Source organism: Pseudomonas sp. B329 (assembly GCF_023127835.1).
Classification (GTDB): domain Bacteria; phylum Pseudomonadota; class Gammaproteobacteria; order Pseudomonadales; family Pseudomonadaceae; genus Aquipseudomonas; species Aquipseudomonas synxantha_A.
The window spans coordinates 31,370-57,414 of the sequence record NZ_SPKP01000012.1; the positions used below are offsets into that span (position 1 = coordinate 31,370).

General features: G+C 59.0%; 21 protein-coding genes and 1 tRNA gene. 17 read left to right on the plus strand and 5 right to left on the minus strand.

The genetic code is table 11. The annotated features are described in order from the left end of the window. Positions 1-83: 83 nt before the first annotated feature. The 7 genes from apaG (at position 84) to E4P00_RS08855 (ending at position 8,102) form a co-directional block, all read left to right on the plus strand. Positions 84-464, plus strand: coding sequence for a Co2+/Mg2+ efflux protein ApaG (gene apaG / locus E4P00_RS08825; RefSeq protein WP_032879182.1), 381 nt, complete (start codon positions 84-86; stop codon positions 462-464). After that, positions 464-1,315: a symmetrical bis(5'-nucleosyl)-tetraphosphatase gene (locus E4P00_RS08830; protein ID WP_078822480.1), complete on the plus strand. Its 852-nt coding sequence runs from the start codon at positions 464-466 to the stop codon at positions 1,313-1,315. The genes apaG and E4P00_RS08830 overlap by 1 nt, the downstream gene beginning before the upstream one ends. Before the next feature lie 9 nt (positions 1,316-1,324). Next, a complete protein-coding gene (gene glpE / locus E4P00_RS08835) occupies positions 1,325-1,654 on the plus strand; it encodes a thiosulfate sulfurtransferase GlpE (RefSeq protein ID WP_032879179.1) in 330 nt (109 codons plus the stop codon). 285 nt (positions 1,655-1,939) lie between these two features. Then, entirely contained in the window at positions 1,940-3,862 is a 1,923-nt protein-coding gene (locus E4P00_RS08840) for a PrkA family serine protein kinase (RefSeq protein WP_003194732.1), read from the plus strand. A gap of 113 nt (positions 3,863-3,975) precedes the next feature. Continuing rightward, the gene (locus tag E4P00_RS08845; protein ID WP_032879178.1) at positions 3,976-5,247 is read left to right on the plus strand and encodes a YeaH/YhbH family protein; all 1,272 of its coding nucleotides are present in this window, start codon (positions 3,976-3,978) and stop codon (positions 5,245-5,247) included. Further along, positions 5,244-6,809, plus strand: coding sequence for a SpoVR family protein (locus E4P00_RS08850; RefSeq protein ID WP_005792056.1), 1,566 nt, complete (start codon positions 5,244-5,246; stop codon positions 6,807-6,809). Before E4P00_RS08845 ends, E4P00_RS08850 begins: the two co-directional genes overlap by 4 nt. Positions 6,810-6,872: 63 nt before the next feature. Then, positions 6,873-8,102: a multifunctional CCA addition/repair protein gene (locus E4P00_RS08855; protein WP_248131208.1), complete on the plus strand. Its 1,230-nt coding sequence runs from the start codon at positions 6,873-6,875 to the stop codon at positions 8,100-8,102. Between the two features lie 27 nt (positions 8,103-8,129). Here E4P00_RS08855 and folK read toward each other — a convergent pair whose 3' ends face one another. Further along, positions 8,130-8,648 carry a 2-amino-4-hydroxy-6-hydroxymethyldihydropteridine diphosphokinase gene (folK, locus tag E4P00_RS08860; RefSeq protein WP_248131210.1) on the minus strand — a complete coding sequence of 173 codons (519 nt, stop codon included), beginning with the start codon at positions 8,646-8,648 and terminating at the stop codon, positions 8,130-8,132. Next, positions 8,639-8,992 (minus strand): dihydroneopterin aldolase, encoded by a 354-nt coding sequence (gene folB / locus E4P00_RS08865; RefSeq protein ID WP_032879173.1) that lies wholly within the window; start codon positions 8,990-8,992, stop codon positions 8,639-8,641. The genes folK and folB overlap by 10 nt, the downstream gene beginning before the upstream one ends. 74 nt (positions 8,993-9,066) lie before the next feature. Here folB and plsY point away from each other — a divergent pair, with 74 nt between their 5' ends. Further along, a complete protein-coding gene (plsY, locus tag E4P00_RS08870; protein ID WP_005792062.1) occupies positions 9,067-9,636 on the plus strand; it encodes a glycerol-3-phosphate 1-O-acyltransferase PlsY in 570 nt (189 codons plus the stop codon). Positions 9,637-9,667: 31 nt separating this feature from the next. Here the strand turns inward: plsY and tsaD are convergent, their stop codons facing one another. Further along, positions 9,668-10,693, minus strand: a complete 1,026-nt coding sequence (tsaD, locus tag E4P00_RS08875; RefSeq protein WP_005792063.1) for a tRNA (adenosine(37)-N6)-threonylcarbamoyltransferase complex transferase subunit TsaD — start codon at positions 10,691-10,693, stop codon at positions 9,668-9,670. 203 nt (positions 10,694-10,896) lie between these two features. Here tsaD and rpsU point away from each other — a divergent pair, with 203 nt between their 5' ends. The 5 genes from rpsU (at position 10,897) to E4P00_RS08900 (ending at position 19,401) form a co-directional block, all read left to right on the plus strand. Beyond that, a complete protein-coding gene (rpsU, locus tag E4P00_RS08880; RefSeq protein WP_002551877.1) occupies positions 10,897-11,112 on the plus strand; it encodes a 30S ribosomal protein S21 in 216 nt (71 codons plus the stop codon). A gap of 443 nt (positions 11,113-11,555) precedes the next feature. Continuing rightward, a complete protein-coding gene (gene dnaG, locus E4P00_RS08885; RefSeq protein ID WP_005792066.1) occupies positions 11,556-13,526 on the plus strand; it encodes a DNA primase in 1,971 nt (656 codons plus the stop codon). Positions 13,527-13,593: 67 nt separating this feature from the next. Beyond that, the gene (rpoD, locus tag E4P00_RS08890; RefSeq protein ID WP_005792068.1) at positions 13,594-15,444 is read left to right on the plus strand and encodes an RNA polymerase sigma factor RpoD; all 1,851 of its coding nucleotides are present in this window, start codon (positions 13,594-13,596) and stop codon (positions 15,442-15,444) included. A 121-nt stretch (positions 15,445-15,565) separates the two neighbouring features. Continuing rightward, positions 15,566-19,309, plus strand: a complete 3,744-nt coding sequence (locus E4P00_RS08895; RefSeq protein WP_216090386.1) for a bifunctional diguanylate cyclase/phosphodiesterase — start codon at positions 15,566-15,568, stop codon at positions 19,307-19,309. 15 nt (positions 19,310-19,324) lie between these two features. Continuing rightward, positions 19,325-19,401 (plus strand) — tRNA-Ile (locus E4P00_RS08900). A gap of 47 nt (positions 19,402-19,448) precedes the next feature. On the opposite strand, the gene E4P00_RS08905 is transcribed toward E4P00_RS08900, so the two are convergent. Both E4P00_RS08905 and E4P00_RS08910 read right to left on the minus strand, forming a co-directional pair. After that, positions 19,449-19,850 (minus strand): type II toxin-antitoxin system HicB family antitoxin, encoded by a 402-nt coding sequence (locus E4P00_RS08905; protein ID WP_216090387.1) that lies wholly within the window; start codon positions 19,848-19,850, stop codon positions 19,449-19,451. Between the two features lie 52 nt (positions 19,851-19,902). Beyond that, positions 19,903-20,085 carry a type II toxin-antitoxin system HicA family toxin gene (locus E4P00_RS08910; protein WP_082629601.1) on the minus strand — a complete coding sequence of 61 codons (183 nt, stop codon included), beginning with the start codon at positions 20,083-20,085 and terminating at the stop codon, positions 19,903-19,905. Positions 20,086-20,365: 280 nt separating this feature from the next. Between E4P00_RS08910 and E4P00_RS08915 the strand changes: the two genes are divergently transcribed. From E4P00_RS08915 to pqqF, 4 genes are all read left to right on the plus strand, one after another. Beyond that, a complete protein-coding gene (locus tag E4P00_RS08915) occupies positions 20,366-20,812 on the plus strand; it encodes an Lrp/AsnC family transcriptional regulator (protein ID WP_003194755.1) in 447 nt (148 codons plus the stop codon). A 167-nt stretch (positions 20,813-20,979) separates the two neighbouring features. Then, the gene (locus E4P00_RS08920; RefSeq protein ID WP_032881195.1) at positions 20,980-22,662 is read left to right on the plus strand and encodes an NAD(P)/FAD-dependent oxidoreductase; all 1,683 of its coding nucleotides are present in this window, start codon (positions 20,980-20,982) and stop codon (positions 22,660-22,662) included. 10 nt (positions 22,663-22,672) lie between these two features. After that, entirely contained in the window at positions 22,673-23,467 is a 795-nt protein-coding gene (locus E4P00_RS08925) for a carbon-nitrogen hydrolase family protein (RefSeq protein ID WP_032879127.1), read from the plus strand. 48 nt (positions 23,468-23,515) lie between these two features. After that, positions 23,516-25,891 (plus strand): pyrroloquinoline quinone biosynthesis protein PqqF, encoded by a 2,376-nt coding sequence (pqqF, locus tag E4P00_RS08930; RefSeq protein WP_248131211.1) that lies wholly within the window; start codon positions 23,516-23,518, stop codon positions 25,889-25,891. The last annotated feature ends 154 nt before the right edge of the window (positions 25,892-26,045 follow it).

Genomic DNA, 26,045 nt, shown 5'->3' on the forward strand with positions numbered 1-26,045 from the left:
TTGGATCACGTATCTGGCCTAGTGCCCACCTCATGGCCTAGACTGACCCGCATCTGCTGTCCCCTGCTTTTAAGGCCTCTTGCATGTCCGATCCTCGCTATCAGATCGACGTCAGCGTCGTCACCCGCTTCCTGGCGGACCAATCGCAACCCGAACAGAACCGCTTTGCCTTTGCCTACACCGTCACCGTAAAAAACAACGGGTTGGTCCCGGCCAAGCTGCTGTCGCGCCACTGGGTCATTACCGATGGCGACGGCCAGGTCGAGGAAGTGCGTGGAGCAGGCGTTGTCGGCCAGCAACCCTTGATCAACAGCGGCGCCAGCCACACCTACAGCAGCGGCACGGTGATGACCTCCAAGGTCGGCACCATGCAGGGCTCGTATCAGATGAAAGCTACCGACGGTCATTTGTTCGACGCAACGATCAAGCCCTTCCGCCTCGCGGTGCCCGGAGCCCTGCACTGATGGCGACGTACGCGGTCGGCGACCTGCAAGGTTGCCTGGAACCTCTCAAGTGCCTGCTCGAGCGCGTAGCCTTTGACCCCGCAAGCGATCGCCTGTGGCTGGTGGGCGACCTCGTCAACCGAGGCCCCCACTCCCTGGAGACCCTGCGCTATCTCTATAGCCTGCGTGACTCGCTGGTATGCGTACTCGGCAACCACGACCTGCACCTGCTCGCGGCCGGCAATAACATCGAGCGCCTGAAAAAGGGCGACACCCTGCGCGAAATCCTCGAAGCGCCGGACCGCGCCGAGTTGCTCGACTGGCTGCGCCGGCAAAAACTCATGCACTACGATGAGGGCCGCAACATGGCCTTGGTGCATGCAGGCATCCCACCTCAGTGGACGCTGAAAAAAGCCCTCAAATGCGCCGCTGAAGTCCAAAGTGCACTGGCCGATGACACCCTGTACACCACCTACCTGGACGGCATGTACGGCAACGAACCGGTGAAGTGGGACAACGACCTCACGGGCGTAACCCGCCTGCGCGTGATCACCAACTACTTTACGCGGATGCGCTTCTGCACCGCTGAAGGCAAGCTGGACCTCAAGAGCAAGGAAGGCGCCGACACCGCGCTACCCGGCTACAAGCCATGGTTCGCCCATAAGGAGCGCAAGACCCGTGATACGAAGATCATCTTTGGTCACTGGGCCGCCCTGGAAGGCAAATGCGACGAACCCGGCGTGTTCGCCCTCGACACCGGCTGCGTATGGGGCGGCGCCATGACCCTGATGAACATCGACACCGGCGAGCGCTTCGGCTGCCAGTGTGAACCCCCTCTTTCCATTACCCAGCCGGCCGCCGCCAAACCATAGGAGCCCGCCATGACCGAATTCAAACGTATCCCTCCCCAAGAAGCCCAAGCGCTGCGCGAGCAAGGCGCGGTGGTCGTCGATATCCGCGACCAGCCTACCTATGCGGCAGCTCATATCCCCGGCGCCAAGCATCTGGACAACGTCAACATCGCCGACTTCATCCGCGCCGCCGACCTCGATGCGCCGCTGATCGTAGCCTGCTACCACGGCAATTCCAGCCAGAGCGCGGCCGCTTACCTGGTCAGCCAGGGCTTCTCCGACGTCTATAGCCTGGACGGCGGCTTTGAGCTGTGGCGTGGGACCTACCCTTCGGAAATTTCCGAAGGCGATTCGCAATAATTTTTTTCACACCCCGCTACCCCGCGTGACGCTTGGGCTTGCGCCGTTTCTGACGAACGGCGCAGCCAAACTAATTGCGCATCGCGCCTTGACCTCCCGGATTCCGAACTATCCTTAAGCGCAGGCCATCCGAATCAGGGGAGAGCCGGTACACCGGCGTACGGGTCATCGGTAGCGTTTCAGGGTGTTCTGGGGGGAAAACAGCCATTGGCGCGTGTCAATGACTGCCAGCATCCGCTGATTGATCCGGCGTCGGCTCCACGTATCGAGCGAGGTGACGACGTCATGAGTATCTTTAGCCACTTCCAACAACGCTTCGCGTCCACGCAGCAGGAAGAACTCACGCTTCAAGAGTATCTCGAGCTGTGCAAGCAGGACCGCAGCACCTATGCCTCTGCCGCCGAACGCCTGCTATTGGCGATCGGCGAGCCGGAGCTGGTGGAAACCGCCAACAATTCGCGCCTGTCGCGAATATTCTCCAACAAGGTGATCCGCCGCTATCCGGCCTTTGAAGACTTCCATGGCATGGAAGAATGCATCGACCAGATCGTCTCCTACTTCCGCCATGCCGCCCAAGGCCTGGAAGAGAAGAAACAGATCCTTTACCTGCTCGGGCCAGTCGGCGGCGGCAAGTCGTCCCTGGCGGAAAAGCTAAAGCAGTTGATCGAGAAGGTGCCCTTCTACGCGATCAAGGGCTCGCCGGTCTTCGAGTCGCCCCTGGGCCTGTTCAACGCCACGGAAGATGGCGCGATTCTCGAAGAAGACTTCGGTATACCGCGGCGCTACCTCAACACCATCATGTCGCCTTGGGCCACCAAGCGCCTGGCCGAGTTCGGCGGTGATATCAGCCAATTCCGCGTAGTGAAACTCTACCCGTCGATCCTCAACCAGATCGGCGTGGCCAAGACCGAACCGGGCGACGAAAACAACCAGGATATTTCTGCACTGGTGGGCAAGGTCGATATCCGCAAACTCGAAGAATTCCCACAGAACGACGCTGACGCCTACAGCTACTCCGGCGCGCTGTGCCGGGCCAACCAGGGCTTGATGGAGTTCGTGGAGATGTTCAAGGCGCCGATAAAGGTGCTCCACCCACTGCTCACCGCTACCCAGGAAGGCAACTACAACAGCACCGAAGGCCTGGGCGCGATTCCGTTCACCGGGATCCTGCTGGCCCACTCCAATGAATCGGAATGGCACACCTTCCGTAACAACAAGAACAACGAAGCCTTCATCGACCGGATCTATATCGTCAAGGTGCCGTACTGCCTGCGGGTCAGCGATGAGATCAAGATTTACGACAAGCTGCTGTTCAACAGCTCCCTGGCCAAGGCCCACTGCGCACCCGACACGTTGAAGATGCTCGCCCAGTTCACCGTACTGTCGCGCCTCAAGGAGCCGGAGAATTCGAATATCTATTCGAAAATGCGGGTGTATGACGGCGAGAACCTCAAGGACACCGACCCCAAGGCCAAGTCGATCCAGGAGTATCGCGATACAGCGGGCGTCGATGAGGGCATGAATGGCCTGTCGACACGCTTTGCGTTCAAGATCCTGTCCAAGGTCTTCAACTTCGACCCCCACGAGATCGCCGCCAACCCGGTGCATCTGCTGTATGTATTGGAGCAGCAGATCGAACAGGAGCAATTCCAGGCGGAAACCCGCGAACGCTACCTGCGCTTCCTCAAGGAATACCTGGCACCGCGCTACATCGAGTTTATCGGCAAGGAAATCCAGACCGCGTACCTTGAGTCCTACAGCGAGTATGGTCAGAACATCTTCGACCGCTATGTGCTGTACGCCGACTTCTGGATTCAGGACCAGGAGTACCGCGATCCGGAAACCGGCGAAATCCTCAATCGCGTGGCGCTCAACGAAGAGCTTGAGAAGATCGAGAAACCGGCCGGCATCAGCAACCCAAAGGATTTCCGCAACGAAATCGTCAACTTCGTACTGCGCGCCCGTGCCAACAACAATGGCAAGAATCCCACCTGGCTCAGCTACGAGAAGCTGCGGGTGGTCATCGAAAAGAAAATGTTCTCCAACACCGAGGATCTGCTGCCGGTCATCAGCTTCAATGCCAAGGCCAGCAAGGAGGATCAGCAAAAACACAACGACTTCGTCACACGAATGGTCGAGCGCGGCTACACCGACAAACAGGTACGACTGCTCTCCGAGTGGTACTTGCGGGTGCGTAAATCGCAGTAAGGCAGCGACAAGCCAACGCTGCCAGGCATCCGGCCTGGCGGCTGACCGCTTGTCTCTAAGCTTCCAGCTCGCGGCTTGAAGCTTGTAACGTGAAGCTGCCCGGAGGGCTCCCCATGAGCTATGTGATCGACCGACGCCTTAATGGCAAGAACAAGAGCACGGTAAACCGCCAGCGTTTCCTGCGGCGTTACCGTGACCACATCAAAAAGGCCGTAGAAGAAGCCGTCAGCCGCCGCTCCATTACCGACATGGAGCATGGCGAGCAAATCAGCATTCCCGGCCGGGACATTGACGAGCCCGTGCTTCACCACGGGCGCGGCGGCAAACAGACCGTCGTGCACCCCGGCAACAAGGAATTCACCACCGGCGAACACATCCAGCGCCCACAAGGCGGCGGTGGCGGCAAAGGTCCGGGCAAGGCCGGTAATTCCGGCGAAGGCATGGACGAATTCGTGTTCCAGATCACCCAGGAGGAATTTCTCGAATTCATGTTCGAAGACCTGGAGTTGCCCAACCTGGTCAAGCGCAACCTGACCGGCACCGACACGTTCAAGACCGTACGCGCCGGGATCAGCAACGAGGGCAACCCCTCGCGCATCAACATCATCCGCACTTTGCGTTCAGCCCATGCACGACGCATCGCCCTCTCGGGCAGCAGCCGCGCAAAACTGAAGGCGGCCAAGGAAGAGCTGGCGCGTTTGAAGCGTGAAGAACCAGACAACTTCGGCGATATCCAGGAAATCGAGGCAGAAATCGAGAAACTCAGCGCACGCATTCACCGCGTGCCGTTCCTCGACACCTTTGATTTGAAATACAACCTGCTGGTCAAGCAACCCAACCCCAGCTCCAAGGCCGTGATGTTCTGCCTGATGGATGTCTCCGGCTCCATGACCCAGGCCACCAAGGACATCGCCAAGCGTTTCTTCATCCTGCTGTACCTGTTCCTGAAACGGAACTACGACAAGATTGACGTAGTCTTCATTCGCCATCACACCAGCGCACGGGAAGTGGATGAAGAAGAGTTTTTTTATTCGCGGGAAACCGGCGGCACCATCGTATCCAGCGCCTTGAAGCTGATGCAGGAAATCATGGCCGAGCGCTACCCTGCCAACGAATGGAACATCTACGCTGCACAAGCTTCGGATGGCGACAATTGGAACGACGATTCGCCGATCTGCCGCGACATTCTGATCAACCAGATCATGCCGTTCGTGCAGTACTACACCTATGTTGAAATCACCCCCCGTGAGCATCAGGCCCTGTGGTTCGAATACGAGCGCATCGGCGAAGCCTTTGCCGACACGTTCGCCCAACAGCAACTGGTCTCGGCCGGCGATATCTATCCGGTCTTCCGTGAACTCTTCCAGCGCAGGTTAGTGACATGACCGCCAAAAAAGAGAACAAGCGCCAACCCCTATCCACTGGCTCCGAGTGGACCTTTGAACTGATCCAGGCCTATGACCGGGAGATCAGCCGTATTGCGGCAGGTTATGCCCTGGACACTTACCCCAACCAGATTGAAGTGATCACCGCTGAGCAAATGATGGATGCCTATGCCTCGGTGGGCATGCCGCTGGGTTATCACCACTGGTCCTATGGCAAACACTTCCTCAGCACCGAGAAGTCCTATACGCGAGGCCAGATGGGCCTGGCCTACGAGATCGTGATCAACTCCGACCCGTGCATCGCCTATCTGATGGAAGAAAACACCATCTGCATGCAGGCGCTGGTGGTGGCTCATGCCTGCTATGGACATAACAGTTTCTTCAAAGGCAACTACCTGTTTCGAACCTGGACCGACGCCAGCTCAATCATCGATTACCTCGTGTTTGCCAAGCAGTACATCATGCAATGCGAAGAACGACACGGCATTGATGCGGTGGAAGACCTGTTGGACTCCTGCCATGCACTGATGAATTACGGGGTCGACCGCTACAAGCGTCCCTATCCGATTTCAGCCGAGGAAGAGCGCCTGCGCCAGAAGGAACGCGAGGAGCACCTGCAGAAACAGATCAACGACCTGTGGCGCACCATTCCCAAGCGCGCCGGCAAAAACAACGACAAGGACAATGCACGCTTCCCCGCCGAACCCCAGGAAAACATCCTGTATTTTCTGGAAAAACACGCCCCGCTGCTGGAGCCTTGGCAACGTGAGATTGTGCGTATCGTGCGCAAGATCGCCCAGTATTTTTATCCGCAGCGCCAAACACAGGTGATGAACGAAGGCTGGGCAACATTCTGGCACTACACGCTGATGAACGACCTGTACGACGAGGGCCTGGTCACGGACGGCTTCATGATGGAGTTCCTCACGTCCCACACCAGCGTAGTCTTCCAACCCGGCTTCGACAGCCCGTATTACAACGGCATCAACCCCTATGCCCTGGGCTTTGCCATGTACCGCGATATCCGTCGCATGTGCGAACACCCCACCGAGGAGGATCGTCGCTGGTTCCCGGAGATCGCTGGCAGCGACTGGTTGTCGACCATCAAGTTCGCCATGAGCAGCTTCAAGGACGAGAGTTTCATCCTGCAGTACCTGTCACCTCAGGTGATTCGTGACCTCAAGCTGTTCAGCATTCTGGATGACGACCTGAAAGACGACCTTGTGGTCCCGGCCATCCATGATGAACCCGGCTACCGCATCATTCGCGAAACCCTGGCCGCCCAATACAACCTGGGCAACCGCGAGCCCAACGTGCAGATCTACAGCATCGATGTGCGCGGCGACCGTTCGCTCACCCTGCGTCATCAGCAACACGACCGTAAGCCGTTGGGCGATTCCACCGAGGAAGTGCTCAAGCACCTGCACCGACTGTGGGGGTTTGACATCCACCTGGAGACCCTGCAAGGCGATCAGGTGATGAAAACCCATCATGTGCCCCCGCGCAGCGATCATAACGACAACGACTACGGCCGCTTGGACATGGCCGTCGTTCATCTCTGAAACAGCAAAGCCTCCATTGCTCAGGCACAGGCGTTATCCTGTGCCGCTAATGGAGGCTTTTTCATGAAAATCTACAAAGTCGGCGGTGCGGTGCGTGATCGCCTGCTGGGCATCAAGGTCACCGATATCGACCGTGTCGTCGTAGGTGCAACCACCGAAGAGATGCTCGCCAAAGGCTATAAGCCCGTAGGGGCCGATTTCCCGGTATTTCTCGATCCGAAAAACGGCGATGAGTACGCCCTCGCCCGCACCGAACGCAAGAGTGGCCGAGGCTACGGTGGTTTTGTGTTTCACGCGAGCCCCGATGTCACGCTGGAGGAAGACCTGATTCGTCGCGACCTGACCATCAATGCCATGGCAGAAGACGATGACGGAACCCTGACCGACCCTTATCACGGCCAACGCGATCTTGAAGCGCGCATTTTGCGTCATGTTTCCCCCGCGTTCGCCGAAGATCCTCTGCGAGTAATGCGCGTCGCCCGCTTTGCCGCACGTTATGCACACCTGGGTTTCAAGGTCGCACCCGAGACGCTGGAATTGATGCGCCAGCTCAGTGAGTCCGGCGAACTGGAGGCCCTTACCCCCGAGCGCAGCTGGAAGGAAATCTCCCGCGCACTGATGGAGGATCAGCCACAGGTTTTCATCCAGGTGCTACGCGACTGCGATGCGCTGAAAACCCTGATACCGGAGGTAGATGCCCTGTTCGGCGTACCGCAACCCGAAGCCCATCACCCGGAAATAGATACTGGCGTACACACCTTGAGCGTGCTGGAACAAGCTGCATTGCACAAACAGCCGCTGACCGTACGCTGGGCCTGCCTGCTGCACGATTTGGGCAAGGGCCTGACGCCTGTGGATAAGTTGCCGCAGCATATTGCCCATGAGCACCGTGGCTTGAAGCTGATCAAGGCGGTGAACGAACGCTTCAAGGTACCGAGGGATTGCCAGGAACTGGCCTTGCTGGTGGGGCAATATCATACCCATGGGCATCGAGCGCTGGAGCTGAAAGCCTCGACTTTGCTGGAGTTGCTGCAAAGCTTTGACGTGTACCGCCGGCCGCAACGCTTCGAAGAATTTGTGATGGCCTGCGAAATGGATGCCCGGGGCCGCAAGGGTCTTGAGCAGCGCAGTTATCCACAGGCGGATTATTTGCGCGGCGCGGCGAAGGCTGCACGCGAAGTACCGGTCGCACCACTGCTGGAAAAAGGTTTCAAAGGCCCCGAGCTGGGAGAAGCGCTCAAGCGCGAACGGCTGAACGCGCTGAACGCCTACAAGGCACAGCCTTCACCGTAGTCACGGTCTTTGTGGCAAGCTCGGCTCCTACAGGAGATTGTCCGGTGTAAGTTGTCGGCCTTGCCACTCAAAGCCGACAGGCGCCAGCACCTGGTCGATCTGCGCATCGCGCCACAGCTCGGCCATTGTCTTGCCCGCCTCAGGGTGAACACGGTCCGGCGCCATCATCGACAGCGGCCACAATACAAAAGCGTTTTTAAGGATTTCTGCCCGTGGCAGGATCAATCCATCGAAATCACCCACCAAATCGCCATACAGCAACACGTCGATATCCAGCGGCAAGCCTTTGCGATCAGGCGCATACCGGCCATTATCGGCCTCGATGAATTTCAGTCGGCGATCCAACTCTAACAACGGCATATCGGTATAGGCCGACACCACCAGGTTGAAAAACGGCCCGCTCTTGATACCCACCGGCTGGCTCTCGAACACCGCCGAGCAGCGCATCTGCGTCAGGAACCCTGCCAGCGCATCCAGGCCGGCACATAGACGGCTCTCGCGCTCGATGTTGCTGCCAAGCCCGAGGTAAACCTGAGTCAACGACATCCGCGCTCGATCTCCACGCCCACGCCCTTGGCAGCGGGCACCGCGCCTGGCTTGGTCAACTTGAGGTGCAACCAGGGAATCTGGAATTCGCTCATCAGCACTTCGGCCAGGCGCTCGGCAAAGGTTTCCACCAACTGATACTGGGAATGCTCGGCAAAGGCCTGGATACGCGCGGATACACTGGCGTAGTCCAGCGCCAGGGTCAGGTCATCACCCGCGGCGGCCGGGCGATTATCCCAAGCAAAGCTCAGGTCCAGGCGCAGGCATTGACGGATGCCGCGCTCCCAGTCGTAGGCCCCGATCACGGTGTCCACTTCCAGGCCTTCGATAAACACTCTGTCCAAGCACTCTTCTCCGCAGCACGACAAGGGCGCGATGCCCCGTTAGAATCAGGGCGTCCTCGCCCGGAATAGTTAGCATGTTTTGGTCACTGGCGATTTTCGCCTACCTGCTCGGCTCGCTGTCCTTCGCCATTTTGCTCAGCCGCCTGACGGGAAATCCCGATCCGCGAATGAGTGGTTCAGGCAATGCCGGCGCCACCAATATGTTGCGCCTGGCCGGCAAGAAACTTGCCGTCCTGACCCTGCTGGGCGACGTTTGCAAGGGCCTGCTGCCCGTGCTGATCGCCAGTCTTGCCGGCCTTACTTTGCAACAGCAGGCCTGGGTGGGCATATGCGCCGTCCTCGGTCACCTGTTCCCATTGTACTTCCGCTTTCGCGGTGGCAAGGGTGTCGCCACCGCGGCCGGGATGCTGCTGGGCATCTACCCACCGGCAGCATTGCTGGCCATGCTCGCCTGGCTGCTGACGTTCTACCTGACCCGTACCAGCTCGTTGGCCGCGCTGATTGCCACCCCGCTTACCCTGCCGCTGTTGGCCTGGCAGGCACCGCAGGCGTTACTGCCGATGAGCGTGCTGACACTGCTGATCGTCTGGCGCCACCGCGGCAATCTACGCGACCTGTTTGCCGGGCGCGAACGGCATTTTTAAATACGCCGGGCGAAACCGGTTCACGTAAGCCCTACAGCGGCGGCAACTGCTCCATCGGCCAGCGCGCCTGCACGCTGATCGCCAGGCTTTCATGCTGCCCGGCCTGCAAGCGCTGGCAGCCGGCGTAGGCAATCATCGCGCCGTTGTCAGTGCAGAATTCCGGGCGGGCGTAGAACACATGGCCTTGCATGTCGCCGAGCATTTTTTCAAGCGAACTGCGCAACGCCTTATTGGCGCTGACGCCGCCTGCGATCACCAGCCGCTTCATACCTGCCTGCTTGAGGGCGCGCTTGCACTTGATGGTCAAAGTCTCTACCACGGCCTGCTGGAACGCCAGTGCGATGTCGCAACGGGCTTGCTGACCGTCGTCCCCGGCGCTGACGCTCTGCTGCCAGGTATTCAGCGCGGACGTTTTCAAACCGCTGAAACTGAACATCAGCCCCGGCCGATCACACATCGGACGCGGGAAAACGTAGCGCCCGGCGACGCCTTTCTCGGCCAGACGGGCGATTTCCGGACCACCAGGATAGTTAAGCCCCATCATCTTCGCGGTTTTGTCGAACGCTTCACCGGCGGCATCATCCAGGGACTCGCCCAACAGCGTGTATTGGCCGATTCCATCGACCTGAACCAACTGCGTATGACCACCCGACACCAACAAAGCGACGAACGGGAACTCTGGAGGTGTTTTTTCCAACATCGGCGCCAGCAAATGGCCTTCCATGTGGTGCACGCCAAGGGCGGGAATACCCCAGGCAAAGGCCAGTGCCTGGGCGCAAGAAGCCCCAACCAGAAGGGCTCCGACCAATCCGGGGCCTGCCGTGTAGGCGATGGCGTCGATCTCGGTCGGCACACAGCCGGCCTCATCCAGCACCTGGCGAATCAACGGCAGCATGCGTTTGACATGATCACGGCTGGCCAGCTCCGGAACCACGCCGCCATAGGCGCGGTGCAGGTCGATCTGACTGAACAGTGCATCGGCCAAAAGCCCGCGTTCACTGTCGTATAGTGCGACTCCGGTTTCGTCGCAGGAGGTTTCAAGTCCCAGTACTAGCATGGGTTTGCGCCTTGTAGAGGCTGAATTCGAAGGCGCGCATAATAGTCGCCACTCCCCCTCCCGACTAGCGGTTTTCGATCAGAGGCTTTGCATTCCGGCCAATGAGGGGTTAACATCCGCAACCCTTAAAAACCGACGACCTCAGCCGCGAATTTTTTGCGACGAGAACGTTGATTCCCGGTAATGAAAGAAGGTAGCTCTGGATGCCAGCCGTCAAAGTAAAAGAGAACGAACCCTTCGACGTAGCTCTGCGTCGTTTCAAGCGCTCCTGCGAAAAAGCCGGTGTTCTGGCTGAAGTTCGTAGCCGCGAATTTTATGAGAAGCCAACTTCTGAGCGTAAGCGTAAAGCAGCAGCCGCTGTTAAGCGTCACGCCAAGAAAGTTCAGCGCGAACAGCGCCGCGCCGTTCGTCTGTACTAATACACAGACGTTCGTAGCAAGCTTCTGCCAAGCCCGGCCCTCAGCCGGGCTGTTGGCATTTGCGGATATCGCTTGATGCTTCACCGTCGACGCCGCACATGCGACCGAGACACTGCTTCACACGTCAGGGCTGGCTCTTTTGCCAGCGGTGCACGTCTCTTCTGACGAGCCTAACAAGGCTACTGACGAGCACACCTATTCTTCAAGCAGGCGATCAACTGTATCGGCTGTGCCCATCGATGCGTTTCCGAGGCCCACCATTGGCCAAGACCGGACGCCCGGGCAACATTTCCATGCCGAACACTGATCAGAAACTACCCTCAGTGAATATTCGGCAGATACACTTCCTGAAGACCCATGCAGACGATGATGATCAAGCACTCCATACGTGCGCTTGAACACTTCACGGGCCCTCATTTACACGCAGTGATGACGAGAACGCCATGGCCGGGCTGATTCCCCAGAGCTTTATTGACGACCTTCTGAACCGCACCGACATCGTCGATGTTGTCAGCTCACGCGTACAGCTGAAAAAAGCCGGCAAAAACTACACCGCCTGCTGCCCGTTCCATAAAGAAAAAACGCCGTCATTCAGTGTCAGTCCCGACAAGCAATTCTATTATTGCTTCGGTTGCGGCGCTGGCGGTAACGCCCTCGGCTTCCTGATGGACCACGACAACCTGGACTTTCCCCAGGCCGTCGAGGATCTGGCAAAAGCCGCGGGCATGGAAATCCCCCGGGAAGAAAGTGGCCGCCCGCACAAACCCCGGCAACCCACCGATTCGCCGCTGTATCCGCTGCTGACCGCGGCCGCCGACTTCTATCGCCAGGCGCTTAAAAGCCATCCGCAGCGCAAGGCCGCCGTTGACTACCTCAAGGGCCGCGGCCTCACCGGTGAAATCGCCCGCGACTTCGGCCTCGGCTTCGCCCCGCCCGGCTGGGACAACCTGTACAAACACCTGAGCAGCGACACCCTGCAGCAAAAGGCCATGATCGATGCCGGCCTGCTGATAGAAAACGCCGAGACCGGCAAGCGTTATGACCGTTTCCGCGACCGCGTGATGTTTCCGATCCGCGACAGCCGTGGCCGCATCATCGCTTTCGGTGGCCGCGTACTCGGGGACGACAAGCCCAAGTACCTGAACTCCCCGGAAACCCCGGTGTTCCACAAGGGCCAGGAACTCTACGGCCTGTTCGAAGCGCGCAAGAACAACCGCAACCTCGACGAAATCATCGTGGTTGAAGGCTATATGGACGTGATCGCCCTGGCCCAGCAAGGTCTGCGCAACGCCGTGGCAACCCTGGGCACCGCCACCAGCGAAGAGCATTTGAAGCGCCTGTTCCGCGTTGTGCCCAGCGTGCTGTTCTGCTTTGACGGCGACCAGGCCGGCCGTAACGCCGCCTGGCGTGCGCTTGAGGCCACACTGTCAAGCCTGCAGGACGGGCGCCGCGCACGCTTCCTGTTCCTGCCCGAAGGCGAAGACCCGGATACCCTGGTCCGTTCGGAGGGTACCGACGCGTTCCGTGCGCGCATCAATCAACATGCGCAGCCGCTGGCGGATTATTTTTTCCAGCAATTGACCGAAGAAGCCGACCCGCGCTCGCTCGAAGGCAAGGCTCATATGGCCACCCTCGCTGCGCCATTGATCGACAAGGTGCCAGGCGCCAATTTGCGCACGCTGATGCGCCAGCGCCTGCTGGAAATTACCGGTTTGAGTGGCGAAGCCGTGAGCCAGCTGGTGCATAGCGCACCGCAAGATGCGCCGCCAGCCTACGATCCAGGCATGGATTACGACGCCATGCCGGACTATGCCGACTTTCACCAGCCTCAGGAGGCCTTTGCCCCCCAACAGGAGTGGACGCCGAAAAAGCCCGGGGCCGGCGGCAAGAAATGGGACAAGAAACCCTGGAGCAAAAATGGCAAGCGCGGTGATCGCGATGAAGCCTACGCTCCACGCACACCCGTAGCAGTGGAAGCCCCGACGCTTATTGCGCTGCGTACGCTGATTCATCACCCACAACTGGCCGGCAAGGTTGAAAGCGCCGACCACTTTGCCAACGAAAGCAACACCTACGCCCAGGTGCTGATTGCCCTGATCGAGGCGGTGCAGAAAAATCCCAAGCTAAACTCAATCCAGCTGATGGCTCGCTGGCACGGCACGGAACAAGGCCGTTTATTGAAAGCATTGGCGGAAAAGGAGTGGCTAATTGACGGCGACAACCTTGAACAACAGTTTTTAGACACCATTAATAGGTTATCTGCGGGTCAACACACTCAGACCCTCGATGAGCTCATTAAGAGAGCAAGGCAGCCGGGATTGTCGGCTGAAGAGCAGATTCAGATAGCAAAACAGATGCGCGACCTCTTAAAACAGAATGTTTACGCATCAAACCCGACCTCAGCTGGCGTGTGAGGTCATAGCTCGGGTATAATCCTCGGCTTGTTTTTTGCCCGCCAAGACCTTCAGTGGATAGGGTGTTATGTCCGGAAAAGCGCAACAGCAGTCTCGTATCAAAGAGTTGATCACACTTGGTCGTGAGCAGGGTTACCTGACTTACGCGGAGGTCAACGACCACCTGCCTGAGGATATTTCAGATCCAGAGCAGGTGGAAGACATCATCCGCATGATTAACGACATGGGGATCAACGTATTCGAAGTCGCGCCAGATAAGGATTCCCTTATGCTGGCCGACGCTGATACCGACGAGGCCGCCGCTGAGGAAGCTGCTGCCGCGCTGGCTGCAGTAGAGACCGATATCGGCCGCACGACGGACCCGGTGCGCATGTATATGCGTGAAATGGGTACTGTCGAGCTGCTGACACGCGAAGGCGAAATCGAAATCGCCAAGCGTATCGAAGAGGGCATCCGTGAAGTGATGGGCGCAATTGCGCACTTCCCAGGCACGGTTGACCACATTCTCTCCGAGTACACCCGCGTCACCACCGAAGGTGGCCGCCTGTCCGACGTCCTGAGCGGTTACATCGACCCGGACGACGGCATTGCGCCGCCTGCCGCCGAAGTACCGCCGCCTGTCGACGCCAAAGCCGCGAAAGCGGATGACGACGCCGAAGACGACGACGCCGAAGCCAGCAGCGACGACGAAGATGAAGTCGAAAGCGGCCCGGACCCAATCGTCGCGGCCCAGCGTTTCGGTGCGGTTTCCGATCAAATGGAAATCACCCGCAAGGCCCTGAAGAAGCATGGTCGCTCCAACAAGCAGGCAATTGCCGAGCTGGTGGCGCTGGCTGAGCTGTTCATGCCGATCAAGCTGGTGCCCAAGCAATTCGAAGGTTTGGTCGAGCGCGTTCGTAGCGCCCTTGAGCGTCTGCGTGCACAAGAGCGTGCGATCATGCAGCTGTGCGTGCGTGATGCCCGTATGCCGCGTACCGACTTCCTGCGCCAGTTCCCGGGCAACGAAGTTGACGAAAGCTGGACCGACGCACTGGCCAAGGGCAAGGCGAAATACGCCGAAGCCATCGGCCGCCTGCAGCCCGATATCATCCGCTGCCAGCAGAAGCTGACTGCGCTTGAGACCGAAACCGGTCTGACGATTGCTGAAATCAAGGACATCAACCGTCGCATGTCGATCGGTGAGGCCAAGGCCCGCCGCGCGAAAAAAGAGATGGTTGAAGCGAACTTGCGTCTGGTGATCTCGATCGCCAAGAAGTACACCAACCGTGGCCTGCAGTTCCTGGATCTGATCCAGGAAGGCAACATCGGCTTGATGAAAGCGGTAGACAAGTTCGAATACCGTCGCGGCTACAAGTTCTCGACTTATGCAACCTGGTGGATTCGTCAGGCGATCACTCGCTCGATCGCCGACCAGGCCCGCACCATCCGTATTCCGGTGCACATGATCGAGACCATCAACAAGCTCAACCGTATTTCCCGGCAGATGTTGCAGGAAATGGGTCGCGAACCGACCCCGGAAGAGCTGGGCGAACGCATGGAAATGCCTGAGGATAAAATCCGCAAGGTATTGAAGATCGCTAAAGAGCCGATCTCCATGGAAACGCCGATTGGTGATGACGAAGACTCCCATCTGGGTGACTTCATCGAAGACTCGACCATGCAGTCGCCAATCGATGTCGCCACCGTTGAGAGCCTGAAAGAAGCGACTCGTGACGTACTGTCCGGCCTCACCGCCCGTGAAGCCAAGGTACTGCGCATGCGTTTCGGCATCGACATGAATACCGACCACACCCTTGAGGAAGTCGGTAAGCAATTTGACGTGACCCGCGAGCGGATCCGTCAGATCGAAGCCAAGGCACTGCGCAAGTTGCGCCACCCGACGCGAAGCGAGCATCTGCGCTCCTTCCTCGACGAGTGATACCAGAACCCCCGGCCCAGGCCGGGGGTTTTGTTTTGCACAGATAAAATTCCCCGCAACACCCCTCCCCTGAAATGCCCGTCTACACTCGAACTATTCCCCGTGCCATAACGAGACCGTTATGCCCAGATTGCCGACCGTGTTGCTACTGTCGCTGCTGACCTGGACCGCAACGGCTGGCGCGTTGACTCTCACGGAGGATGAGCGTAGCTGGTTGGCGGACCATCAGGAGCTTCGCCTTGGGGTGGACGCGTCCTGGCCCCCCTTTGAATACCGTGATGAGAATGGTCGTTACCAGGGCCTGGCTGCCGACTATGTGCGCCTGATCCAGGACCGACTGGGTGTCAGGATCAAGCTGATCGAACCGGCAAACTGGACCGCTGTACTTGAACAAGCCCGGAGCAACCAGCTCGACTTGCTACCCGGCATCATGTCCACTCCGGAGCGCCAAAGCTACCTGGCCTTTACACGCCCCTACCTCGACTTTCCCATTGTCATCCTTGCCCATGAAGGCGGCGCGAAACCACGCAACCTAAAGGGTTTGTACGGGCTGAAAATTGCCGTGGTGGAAAACTATGCGCCCCATGAATTGCTGCGCACTCACCACCCGGACCTGAATCTGGTGGCGATGCCCAACGTCAGTTCGACGCTGCAAGCCCTGGCCACCGATGAAGTGGATGCAGTCGTCGGCGACTTGGCATCCAGCGTCTGGAGCCTGCGCCAACTCAAGCTCGATGGCTTGTACGTCAGTGGCGAAACGCCCTATCGCTACCAATTGGCAATGGGCGTCCCGCAGGAACAGAAAATGCTGGTGGGCATCCTGGACAAAGTCCTCGCCGACCTTAGCTCAGCCGAAACCGATGCGATCCAGCAACATTGGGTCGGCAGCTTCACCGATCACCGCACCTTCTGGGTCGACCTGCTGACGTACGGCCTGCCCGCTGTATTGTTGCTCAGTACCGTGCTGGCGGTGGTCATTCGGATCAATCGCCGGCTCAGTTCGGAAATCTCCCGCAGGGTCGCCCTTGAACAAGAACTGCGCAGCAGCGAATACCACTATCGCGGCCTGGTAGAGAGCTTGTCCGCCATCGCCTGGGAAGCGAGCATCAGCGATTTCACCTACAGCTATGTGTCGCCCCATGCCGAAGACTTGCTCGGCTATCCGCGCGCCCACTGGCTGATTCCGGGTTTCTGGCGCAACATCATTCACCCCGCCGACCTCACGCGCACCGAAGCGTATTGCTACCGGGAAACCCGTGCCAATCGTGATCACAGCGTCGATTACCGGGTCATCACGGCGGACGGCCGTTGCCTGTGGGTGCGCGATATTGTCAGCCTGATCGAACACGGCCATGAGCCAGTGCTGCGCGGCCTGATGATCGATATCAGCGAAGCCAAGCGCACGGAGGAAGCCCTGCAACTGTCCGAGCAGAAGTTTGCGTCGGTGTTCCAACAATGCCCCGACATTCTGGTGATCGCCAGGCTATCCGATGGCTGCCTGCTGGAGGTCAACAAGGCATTCGAGGACCAGATTGGCCTGACCGCCGACGAGGTCGTGGGCAAAGCCGCCTCAGATCTGAATATATGGGACATTCAGGGCGTCGGGCCGGATTTGTTGCAGCGGGTACAGACCACCAGTATCCGCAACCTGGAAATGTCCTTTCTGCGCAGCAACGGCCAAGCGTTTACGGGGCTGATCTCAGCTGAGCCTTTCCAACTCGACACCACCGAAGCTCTGGTGGTGGTAGTGCGCGATATCACCCAGCTCAAGGAAACCCAACAGCAACTGCAAACCTCCGAAGAGAAGTTCGCCAAGGCGTTCCATGCGTCCCCCGACGGCTTGCTGCTGAGTCGCCAAAGGGATGGCCTATTGATTGAGGTGAACGAAGGTTTCAGCCATCTGACCGGATTCACCAGCGCCTCTTCCCTCGACCAATCAACCCTGGACCTGGGCATCTGGGTCGACCTCAACGAACGCAAGCACATGCTGGAATTGATGCAGCGCGACGGCTTCGTGCGTGATTTCATCTGCCATATCCGTCGCGCCGACGGCCAGCTTCGCCTCTGCGAAGTCTCCAGTCGCCCGCTGCCCATCGGTGACGAAGACTGCATGCTGACCATCGCTCGGGACATCACCGAACGCCAGCAGATGCAGGAAAAACTGCAACAGGCCGCCACGGTATTCGAGAGCACCGCTGAAGGCGTTTTGATCACCGACACACGACAGAACATCAGTGCCGTCAATCGCGCCTTCAGTGAGATCACCGGCTACAGCGAAATCGAAGCACTCGGCCATACCCCGAGCCTGCTCGCCTCGGGCCTGCATGACAGCGCATTCTATGCGGCGATGTGGCACCAATTGACGGCCCATGGACACTGGCAGGGAGAGATTTCCAACCGCCGCAAGAACGGCGAGGTGTACCCAAGCTGGCTGACCATCAGCGCCGTGCGTAACCGCGACCAATTGATCACGCACTTCGTTGCCGTGTTTGCCGACATCTCCAGCCTCAAGCTGGCCCAGGCACGCCTGGACTATCAGGCCCACCACGATCCGCTGACCGGTCTGCCCAACCGCACCCTGTTTGAAAATCGACTGCAGGCCGCCCTTAACGGCCAGCAGGAAAGCGGCAGGCAAGGCGCGGTGTTGTTTCTTGACCTGGACCGTTTCAAACACATCAACGACAGCCTCGGCCACCCGGTCGGCGACCTGCTGCTCAAAGACATCGCCGTACGCCTCAAGCAGCAACTGCGCGACGTCGACACCGTTGCCCGCCTGGGCGGGGATGAATTCATCATCTTGCTGCCCGGCTTGCAGCAGGCCGGCGATGCCCAGTATCTGGCGAACAAACTGCTCGACTGCTTTACACCCCCATTCCAGGCCGGTGACCATGAGTTTTTTATCAGCGCCAGTATTGGCACCAGCCTTTACCCACAGGATGGCACCGACGTCGCCACTCTGGTCAAGAACGCCGATGCTGCGATGTATCGCTCCAAGGCCAAGGGCCGCAACCGTGTCGAAAGCTATACCCGCGACTTGACGGCCCAAGCCAATGAACGCGTAGCGCTGGAGCACGAGCTGCGCCGTGCCATCGAACGTGAAGAACTGAGCCTCTATTACCAACCCAAGCGCAGCCTGTTGACCCAGGAGTTGATCGGCGCCGAAGCCCTGATCCGCTGGCATCACCCGACCTTGGGCGACGTCCCGCCCGAACACTTCATCGCCCTGGCCGAAGAGAACGGCACGATCCTGCAGATTGGCGACTGGGTGCTGGAACAAGCCTGTCGGCAGTTGCACGCCTGGCAAGAGGCTTTCGACGATTTCGGGCCACTGTCGGTCAACCTCGCAGGCGCGCAGCTGCGTCACCCCAACCTGTTGTCACGCATCGAACAACTGCTGCGCGATTACCGCCTTGAACCTGGCTGCCTGCAATTGGAGATCACCGAGAACTTCATCATGAGCCAGGCCGAAGAAGCCCTGGGGGTTCTGCATCAACTCAAACGCTTGGGCGTCCAGCTGGCGATCGATGATTTCGGCACTGGCTACTCGTCCCTCAGCTACCTCAAGCGCCTGCCCCTGGACTTCCTCAAGATCGACCAATCCTTCGTTCGAGGCCTGCCCGACGATCCCCACGACGTCGCCATCGTGCGCGCCATCATCGCGCTGGGCCACAGCATGCAATTCACCATCATTGCCGAAGGCGTAGAGACCCCCGCACAGCAAACATTCCTCGCCGCCGAAGGCTGTGAACAGATGCAAGGCTACATCGTCAGCCTGCCCCTGCCGCCGGAGCTTTTTGCCGCGAGCTTCCTTCGTACGAAGCTGGAGGATTTTTCGGATGGCACAGTGAACAAACCATCGTTATAATCCGCGACCTACTGAGGGCCTATAGCTCAGTTGGTTAGAGCAGGGGACTCATAATCCCTTGGTCGCAGGTTCGAGTCCTGCTGGGCCCACCAACTTGAAAGCCGCGCATTGCGCGGCTTTTGTGCATCTGGCATTTCACTCAAGCGGACAATTCACGCAGCGCCGCCGTCGCCAAAAAACCTGATCGGGAAGCGTAGCGATGATCTTTTTGCACGCGTTCGTCAATCCGGTGTAGAAGCTGCTCGGGTAAAGAAGCATTGAACCGTACCGACTTACCCAAGTAAGGCGCGAGATCAAAATCAACAATCGCCCAGACACCACCGGCGTAGTCCGGATTTTCGAGATGAGCATCAACCTCTTGCGCCTGCGGAAGGGTTTCCTCGTCGGCAACCAGCCCCTCGAGGTGCAGCGCCAGCGCCTCCCGTACATTATCCAACGCTTCGGAAAACGAAGAGCCCGCCGAGAAGCAACCGGGTACATCAGGGACTGTTACGCTGTAATCCGAATCAGCATCTTTATGTACTACCACTGGAAATTTCATCATTCCTCCTCTGAACAAGCCCACTGGGCTCCTTCACCGTCAGCCTGGCTCATCACTTAAGCCCTGCTGATTTAAAAATACTATGCAAAGTGCCTTTGGCAATCTCTGACTTGGGATGAGGGACGGTCACTCGCCCCCGCTTTATAGGATGTTTGAACTGGTGATGACTGCCCTTTGTCGCCACCTCAAACCATCCATCCGCAACCAGCAGATCAATTACCTCTCTACTTCTCATCGCCCCACCTTGCAGTGTGTATATTACACACTGCCAATGGGCAGCGCGCTTTTTACACACACAAAACATACCAATGAAAAGACCGTCCAACCTTGAACGGGCCCCAGACAAAATATGATGACAACGAGGTAGACCGTCTCACCAGCAAACTTCTGTCAGTTTTTATGCACTGGAGCGTTAAGCTCCCTAACGGCCCACGCTCAAAACTTCCGTGCCTGCCATCTCGGCCACACATGCCTGTAACATAAATCCCGATTACCCCCCGCACCGGAGTCCCCCCTTGCCCGCCCTAGACGAAATCGACCGCCAACTGATCGCCGCCCTGCAGCTCAATGCCCGCGAAAGCGTGGCCATGCTTGCCCGGCAACTGGGGATTGCGCGCACCACAGTCACGTCACGCCTGGCACGCCTGGAGAAAACCCAGGTGATCACCGGTTACGGCGTACGCTTGGGCCAGCGCGTCGCGGATGGGGGTTTGCAGGCTTATGTGGGGATTACCGTGCAACCACGCTCAGGCAAAGAGGTGCTGCGCAGGCTGAGTGCCATGGCGCAGGTGCAGCAGTTGTGTGCGGTCAGCGGCGAGTTCGATTACGTGGCATGGCTGCGCACCGATTCGCCGGAGCAACTGGACCAACTGCTCGATCAGATCGGCAGTGTCGACGGTGTGGAGAAAACCACCACCTCGATCATCCTCAGCAACAAATTGGATCGCGGACAGCCAATCTGATCAACCACTTCGTCATATTGACAAAAATCAGCGCAATCCGACGACACATTGCGTCTTATTAACGAGCGCTACGCTCCCTAAACTGGCTGCCATCTTTTCCTATACTCAACGGGCCATATCCCGCCGAGCCGTCAGTAAGGTCAGCCATGAGCATTCCGTCCAGCACTATCAGCAAGACCAATCGTCACCCAGCAGACGGCAAGAAACCCATCACCATTTTCGGCCCGGATTTCCCCTTTGCCTTTGATGACTGGATCGAGCACCCCGCCGGGCTGGGCAGTATTCCCGCCGCCAACCATGGGGCCGAAGTGGCGATCGTGGGCGCCGGTATCGCTGGTTTGGTCGCGGCCTACGAGCTGATGAAGCTGGGGCTCAAGCCAGTGGTGTATGAAGCCTCGAAGATGGGTGGCCGCTTGCGCTCCCAGGCCTTCGAAGGCGCCGAAGGCATCATCGCCGAGCTGGGCGGGATGCGCTTCCCGGTGTCGTCGACGGCGTTCTACCATTACGTAGACAAGTTGGGGCTGGAAACCAAACCCTTTCCCAACCCGCTGACCCCGGCGTCCGGCAGCACTGTGATTGATCTGGAAGGCCAGACCCACTACGCACAAAAACTCTCCGACTTGCCTGCGCTGTTTCAGGAAGTGGCCGATGCCTGGGCCGATGCACTGGAAGCCGGCTCGCAGTTCGGCGATATCCAGCAGGCGATCCGCGACCGTGATGTACCGCGGCTCAAAGAACTGTGGAACAAGCTCGTGCCGCTGTGGGATGACCGTACCTTCTACGACTTCGTCGCAACCTCCAAGGCCTTTGCCAAGTTGTCGTTCCATCATCGCGAGGTGTTTGGCCAGGTCGGCTTCGGCACCGGCGGCTGGGACTCGGACTTCCCCAACTCCATGCTGGAAATCTTCCGCGTGGTGATGACCAACTGCGACGACCATCAACACCTGGTCGTTGGCGGCGTAGCGCAAGTGCCCATGGGCATCTGGCGTCATGTGCCGGAGCGCTGCGCCCATTGGCCGGCCGGCACCAGCCTCAGCTTGCTGCATAGAGGCGCACCACGGGCAGGGGTCAAACGCATTGCTCATGCGGCCGATGGCCGTTTCGCCGTCACTGACAACTACGGTGATACCCGCGAGTACGCCGCGGTGCTGACCACCTGCCAAAGCTGGCTGCTGACCACCCAGATTGAATGCGACGAAACCTTGTTCTCGCAAAAAATGTGGATGGCCCTGGACCGCACGCGCTACATGCAGTCGTCGAAAACCTTCGTGATGGTTGACCGCCCATTCTGGAAAGACAAAGACCCGCAAACCGGCCGCGACCTGATGAGCATGACCCTCACCGACCGCCTGACCCGCGGCACCTATCTGTTCGATAATGGCGACGACAAGCCGGGGGTGATTTGCCTTTCCTACTCGTGGATGAGCGACGCCCTGAAAATGCTTCCCCAGCCTATCGACAAGCGGGTGAAGCTGGCCCTGGACGCGTTGAACAAGATCTACCCCAACGTCGATATCAAGGCACGCATCATCGGCGACCCGATCACGGTTTCCTGGGAAGCCGACCCGCACTTCCTCGGGGCTTTCAAAGGTGCACTGCCCGGCCACTATCGCTACAACCAGCGGATGTACGCGCACTTCATGCAGAAAGACATGCCCGCCGAACAACGCGGGATTTTCATCGCCGGTGACGACGTATCGTGGACGCCCGCGTGGGTCGAAGGCGCCGTACAAACCTCGCTCAACGCGGTGTGGGGCATCATGACTCACTTCGGTGGCAGCACCCACCCAGAGAACCCGGGCCCCGGCGATGTGTTCGATGAAATTGGGCCAATCGCCCTGGCCGAGTAAGGAGCTGAACATGCGTGTCGCCCTGTACCAATGCCCGCCGCTGCCGCTGGATGTGGCCGGTAATATCCAGCGCCTGCGCCAACTGGCGCAAGAGGCATCCGACGCCGATGTGCTGGTGCTGCCAGAGATGTTTCTCTCGGGCTATAACATCGGCGCCGAAGCTGTTGGCGCGTTGGCCGAGGCGCGGGATGGGGAGTCTGCCCAAGCCATTGCCGAGATCGCGCAAAACGCCGGGCTGGCCATTCTCTACGGCTATCCGGAGCGGGCTGACGATGGGCAGATCTACAACGCCGTCCAGTTGATCGACGCCGAGGGGCAGCGCCTGTGTAACTATCGCAAGACCCACCTGTTTGGCGATCTGGATCACGCCATGTTCAGCGCAGGCGACGATGATTTTCCGGTGGTAGAACTCAACGGCTGGAAGCTGGGGTTTCTGATTTGCTACGACCTGGAGTTTCCGGAGAATACCCGGCGTCTGGCCCTGGCCGGCGCCGAACTGATTCTGGTGCCCACCGCCAACATGGTGCCGTTCGATTTTGTCGCCGACGTCACCGTGCGTTCGCGGGCGTTTGAAAACCAGTGCTTTGTGGCCTATGCCAATTACTGCGGGCACGAAGGCGAGATTCATTACTGTGGACAAAGCAGCATTGCCGCACCGGATGGCCAACGTATCGCCCAGGCCGGCCTGGACGAAGCCTTGATCGTCGGCACCCTGGATCGCCAGTCAATCCTCAGCGCACGCGCCGCCAACCACTACCTGCAAGACCGACGCCCCGAACTCTACGGCGCGCTGCACAAGCCCTGACCCCACGGGTTTGCTAGCATAGGCACTTCTCACGCCTCGGAAGTGCCCATGCCTGCGCCGGTTCACCCTCACCCCGTTCATCTGACCCTGGCCAATGGCCTGCGAGTATCCCTGCGCCATGCGCCGCGCTTGAAGCGCTGCGCCGCCGTTCTGCGCGTGGCTGCCGGCAGTCACGATGTGCCATTGGCCTGGCCGGGGCTGGCACACTTTCTTGAGCATTTGCTGTTTCTCGGTACCGAGCGTTTTCCGGCCGGGGAAGGATTGATGGCCTACGTGCAGCGCCTCGGTGGGCAGGTCAATGCCAGTACCCGCGAGCGAACCACCGAGTATTTCTTTGAGCTGCCGGTGTCGGCCTTCGCTGACGGGCTGGCGCGGTTGGCAGACATGGTGACTCATCCACGCCTGACGCTCGACGATCAACGACGTGAACGCGAAGTGCTGCACGCGGAGTTCGTGGCCTGGTCCGAGGACGCCAGGGCACAACACCAAGTTGCGTTGTTGCAAGGTTTAGCGGTCGATCACCCGCTGCGAGGATTCCATGCCGGCAACCGCGACAGCCTGACGGTGGAAAGCGACGATTTTCAGCAAGCCTTGCGCGAATTCCATAGGCACTTCTATCAAAGCGGGCAGATGACCTTGAGCCTCGCCGGTCCGCAATCGCTGGCAGATTTGCAAACCCTTGCCCAGCAGTTCGGTGACGAACTGATTGCCGGCCCCCTGCACCCGCAAACCGCACCACCACCCCTGATGCACGGCCAGGCACGCAGCTATCAACACACCGCCAGCCAGCACCTGCATCAGGTCATCACCTGTAACGCCCCCCGCCAAGCACTGGAGTTTCTCTGCACCTGGCTCAACGCTTCGGCGGCAGGCGGGTTGTTGGCCAAACTGAAAGCTAGCCAACTGGCCAGCGCGCTGCATGCGTCTGTGCTGTACCACTACGCGGACCAGGCGGTACTGGATATCGACGTTACCCTCGATAGCGACCGCCAACCGGCGACGCAGATCGAAGCCTTGTTGTATGACTGGCTGAGCTTTTTCGCACACAGCGACTGGAATCCATTACGTGAAGAGCTTGCCTTGCTCAATGCGCGTCAACAGCAGGTTCAAGGCGCCCTGACATTGGCTCGCGACGACAGCGAAGACCTGTCGGACCAAGGCATTGCAGCCCTCAAGGCCATGCTGGCATCGCTGCATCTGCCCGCGTCTGAACACGGTTGGCAACTCCCACCGGGTAACCCCTTTCTTCGTGCGCCGGCCAAGGAAGAACGCGCCGGTTTGATCCGCGGCCAAACCAGCGCCCATCGGGGCTTGCGTACCTTTGCCCAGGATCGCTTACGGGGCCGGAGGGAGTTATCGGCGCTGACCTTCAGCAACGCACTGGCAGGTGACACCGACGAAGGCGCGCTGTACCTGCATTGGCGGTTTGACGCTGCCGTACCCGCCGGATTGGAAAGCCTGTTGCAGCCGTTGCGCGAGCAAGCCCGTCAAGCGGGTGTCGAGTTGTCTTGCGAAACCATTGGCAACGATTGGCGGGTGAACATGCACGGCCTTCACGAACCGATGCCGGCCGTGCTCGAAGCGTTGGCGCGCAGCCTGAGCAGCTCGGATGCACATCTGTCATCACCGACGCCCACGCCAATGATCGCCATTCGCGAACTTCTCAAGGCGTTGCCGGCTTGCTGCGTCGGTGTTTCAGCCGACTCCTCGGAGACACCAGCGTCGTGGTCCACCGCTCACTGGCAGGGGCTGGGTGCGGGTTTGCCTGCGGCCTGTGAAGCGGCGATCAAAATCGCCGCCGCCCGCTTGCCAGGGCAGCCGGCCAACATTCAATGCACACCTGAAGTTCTTGACGGGGAGCGGATCTGGCACCCGGTGAACACCGCATCCAGCGACGCTGCGCTGCTGCTTTTTTGTCCAGTGCCGAGCCAATCTCTCGTCGATGAGGCCAACTGGCGACTGCTCGGGCATATGCTCCAGGGCCCGTTCTACCAACGTTTGAGAGTTGAGCTGCAAATCGGCTACGCCGTGTTCAGCGGCATCCGACAAGTCAACGGGCAAACCGGCCTGTTGTTTGGCGTGCAATCGCCCAGCCTGTCACTGGGCAGGATCGCCGAACACCTGCAAGCCTTCCTGCAACAACTGCCGTCTTTGATCGAACGCAGCGCAGACGTGGGCAATCAGCCTCTTGCGCAGCAATTCACGGCGCAGGCACTCCCCGTCAGCCAAGCCGCCGATTTGCTTTGGCACGCGCAGTTGGCGGGTCATTCGTCGAGTTACCTGGATCAACTTCAACACCTGATCCAAAGCCGCACACGCGAGGACTTGCAGCACGCAGCCCAACAACTCCTTGAAGCAGCAGGCGGCTGGCGTTGCGTAGCTAACGGCCCGCGTATCAGCGATGACTGGCAAGCGGCACAATGATCGTTGCCAACCCTGCAACAGGCTTTTTCCATCGAGACAGCGCTAACTTGAAAAGAATTGCGTAACATTGCGCAGCAATATCTGAACATCTCCAGTGGGAGGTGGACTATATGTATTACTTGGTAGTGAACGTCCCATCCCTTGATAGGAGTAA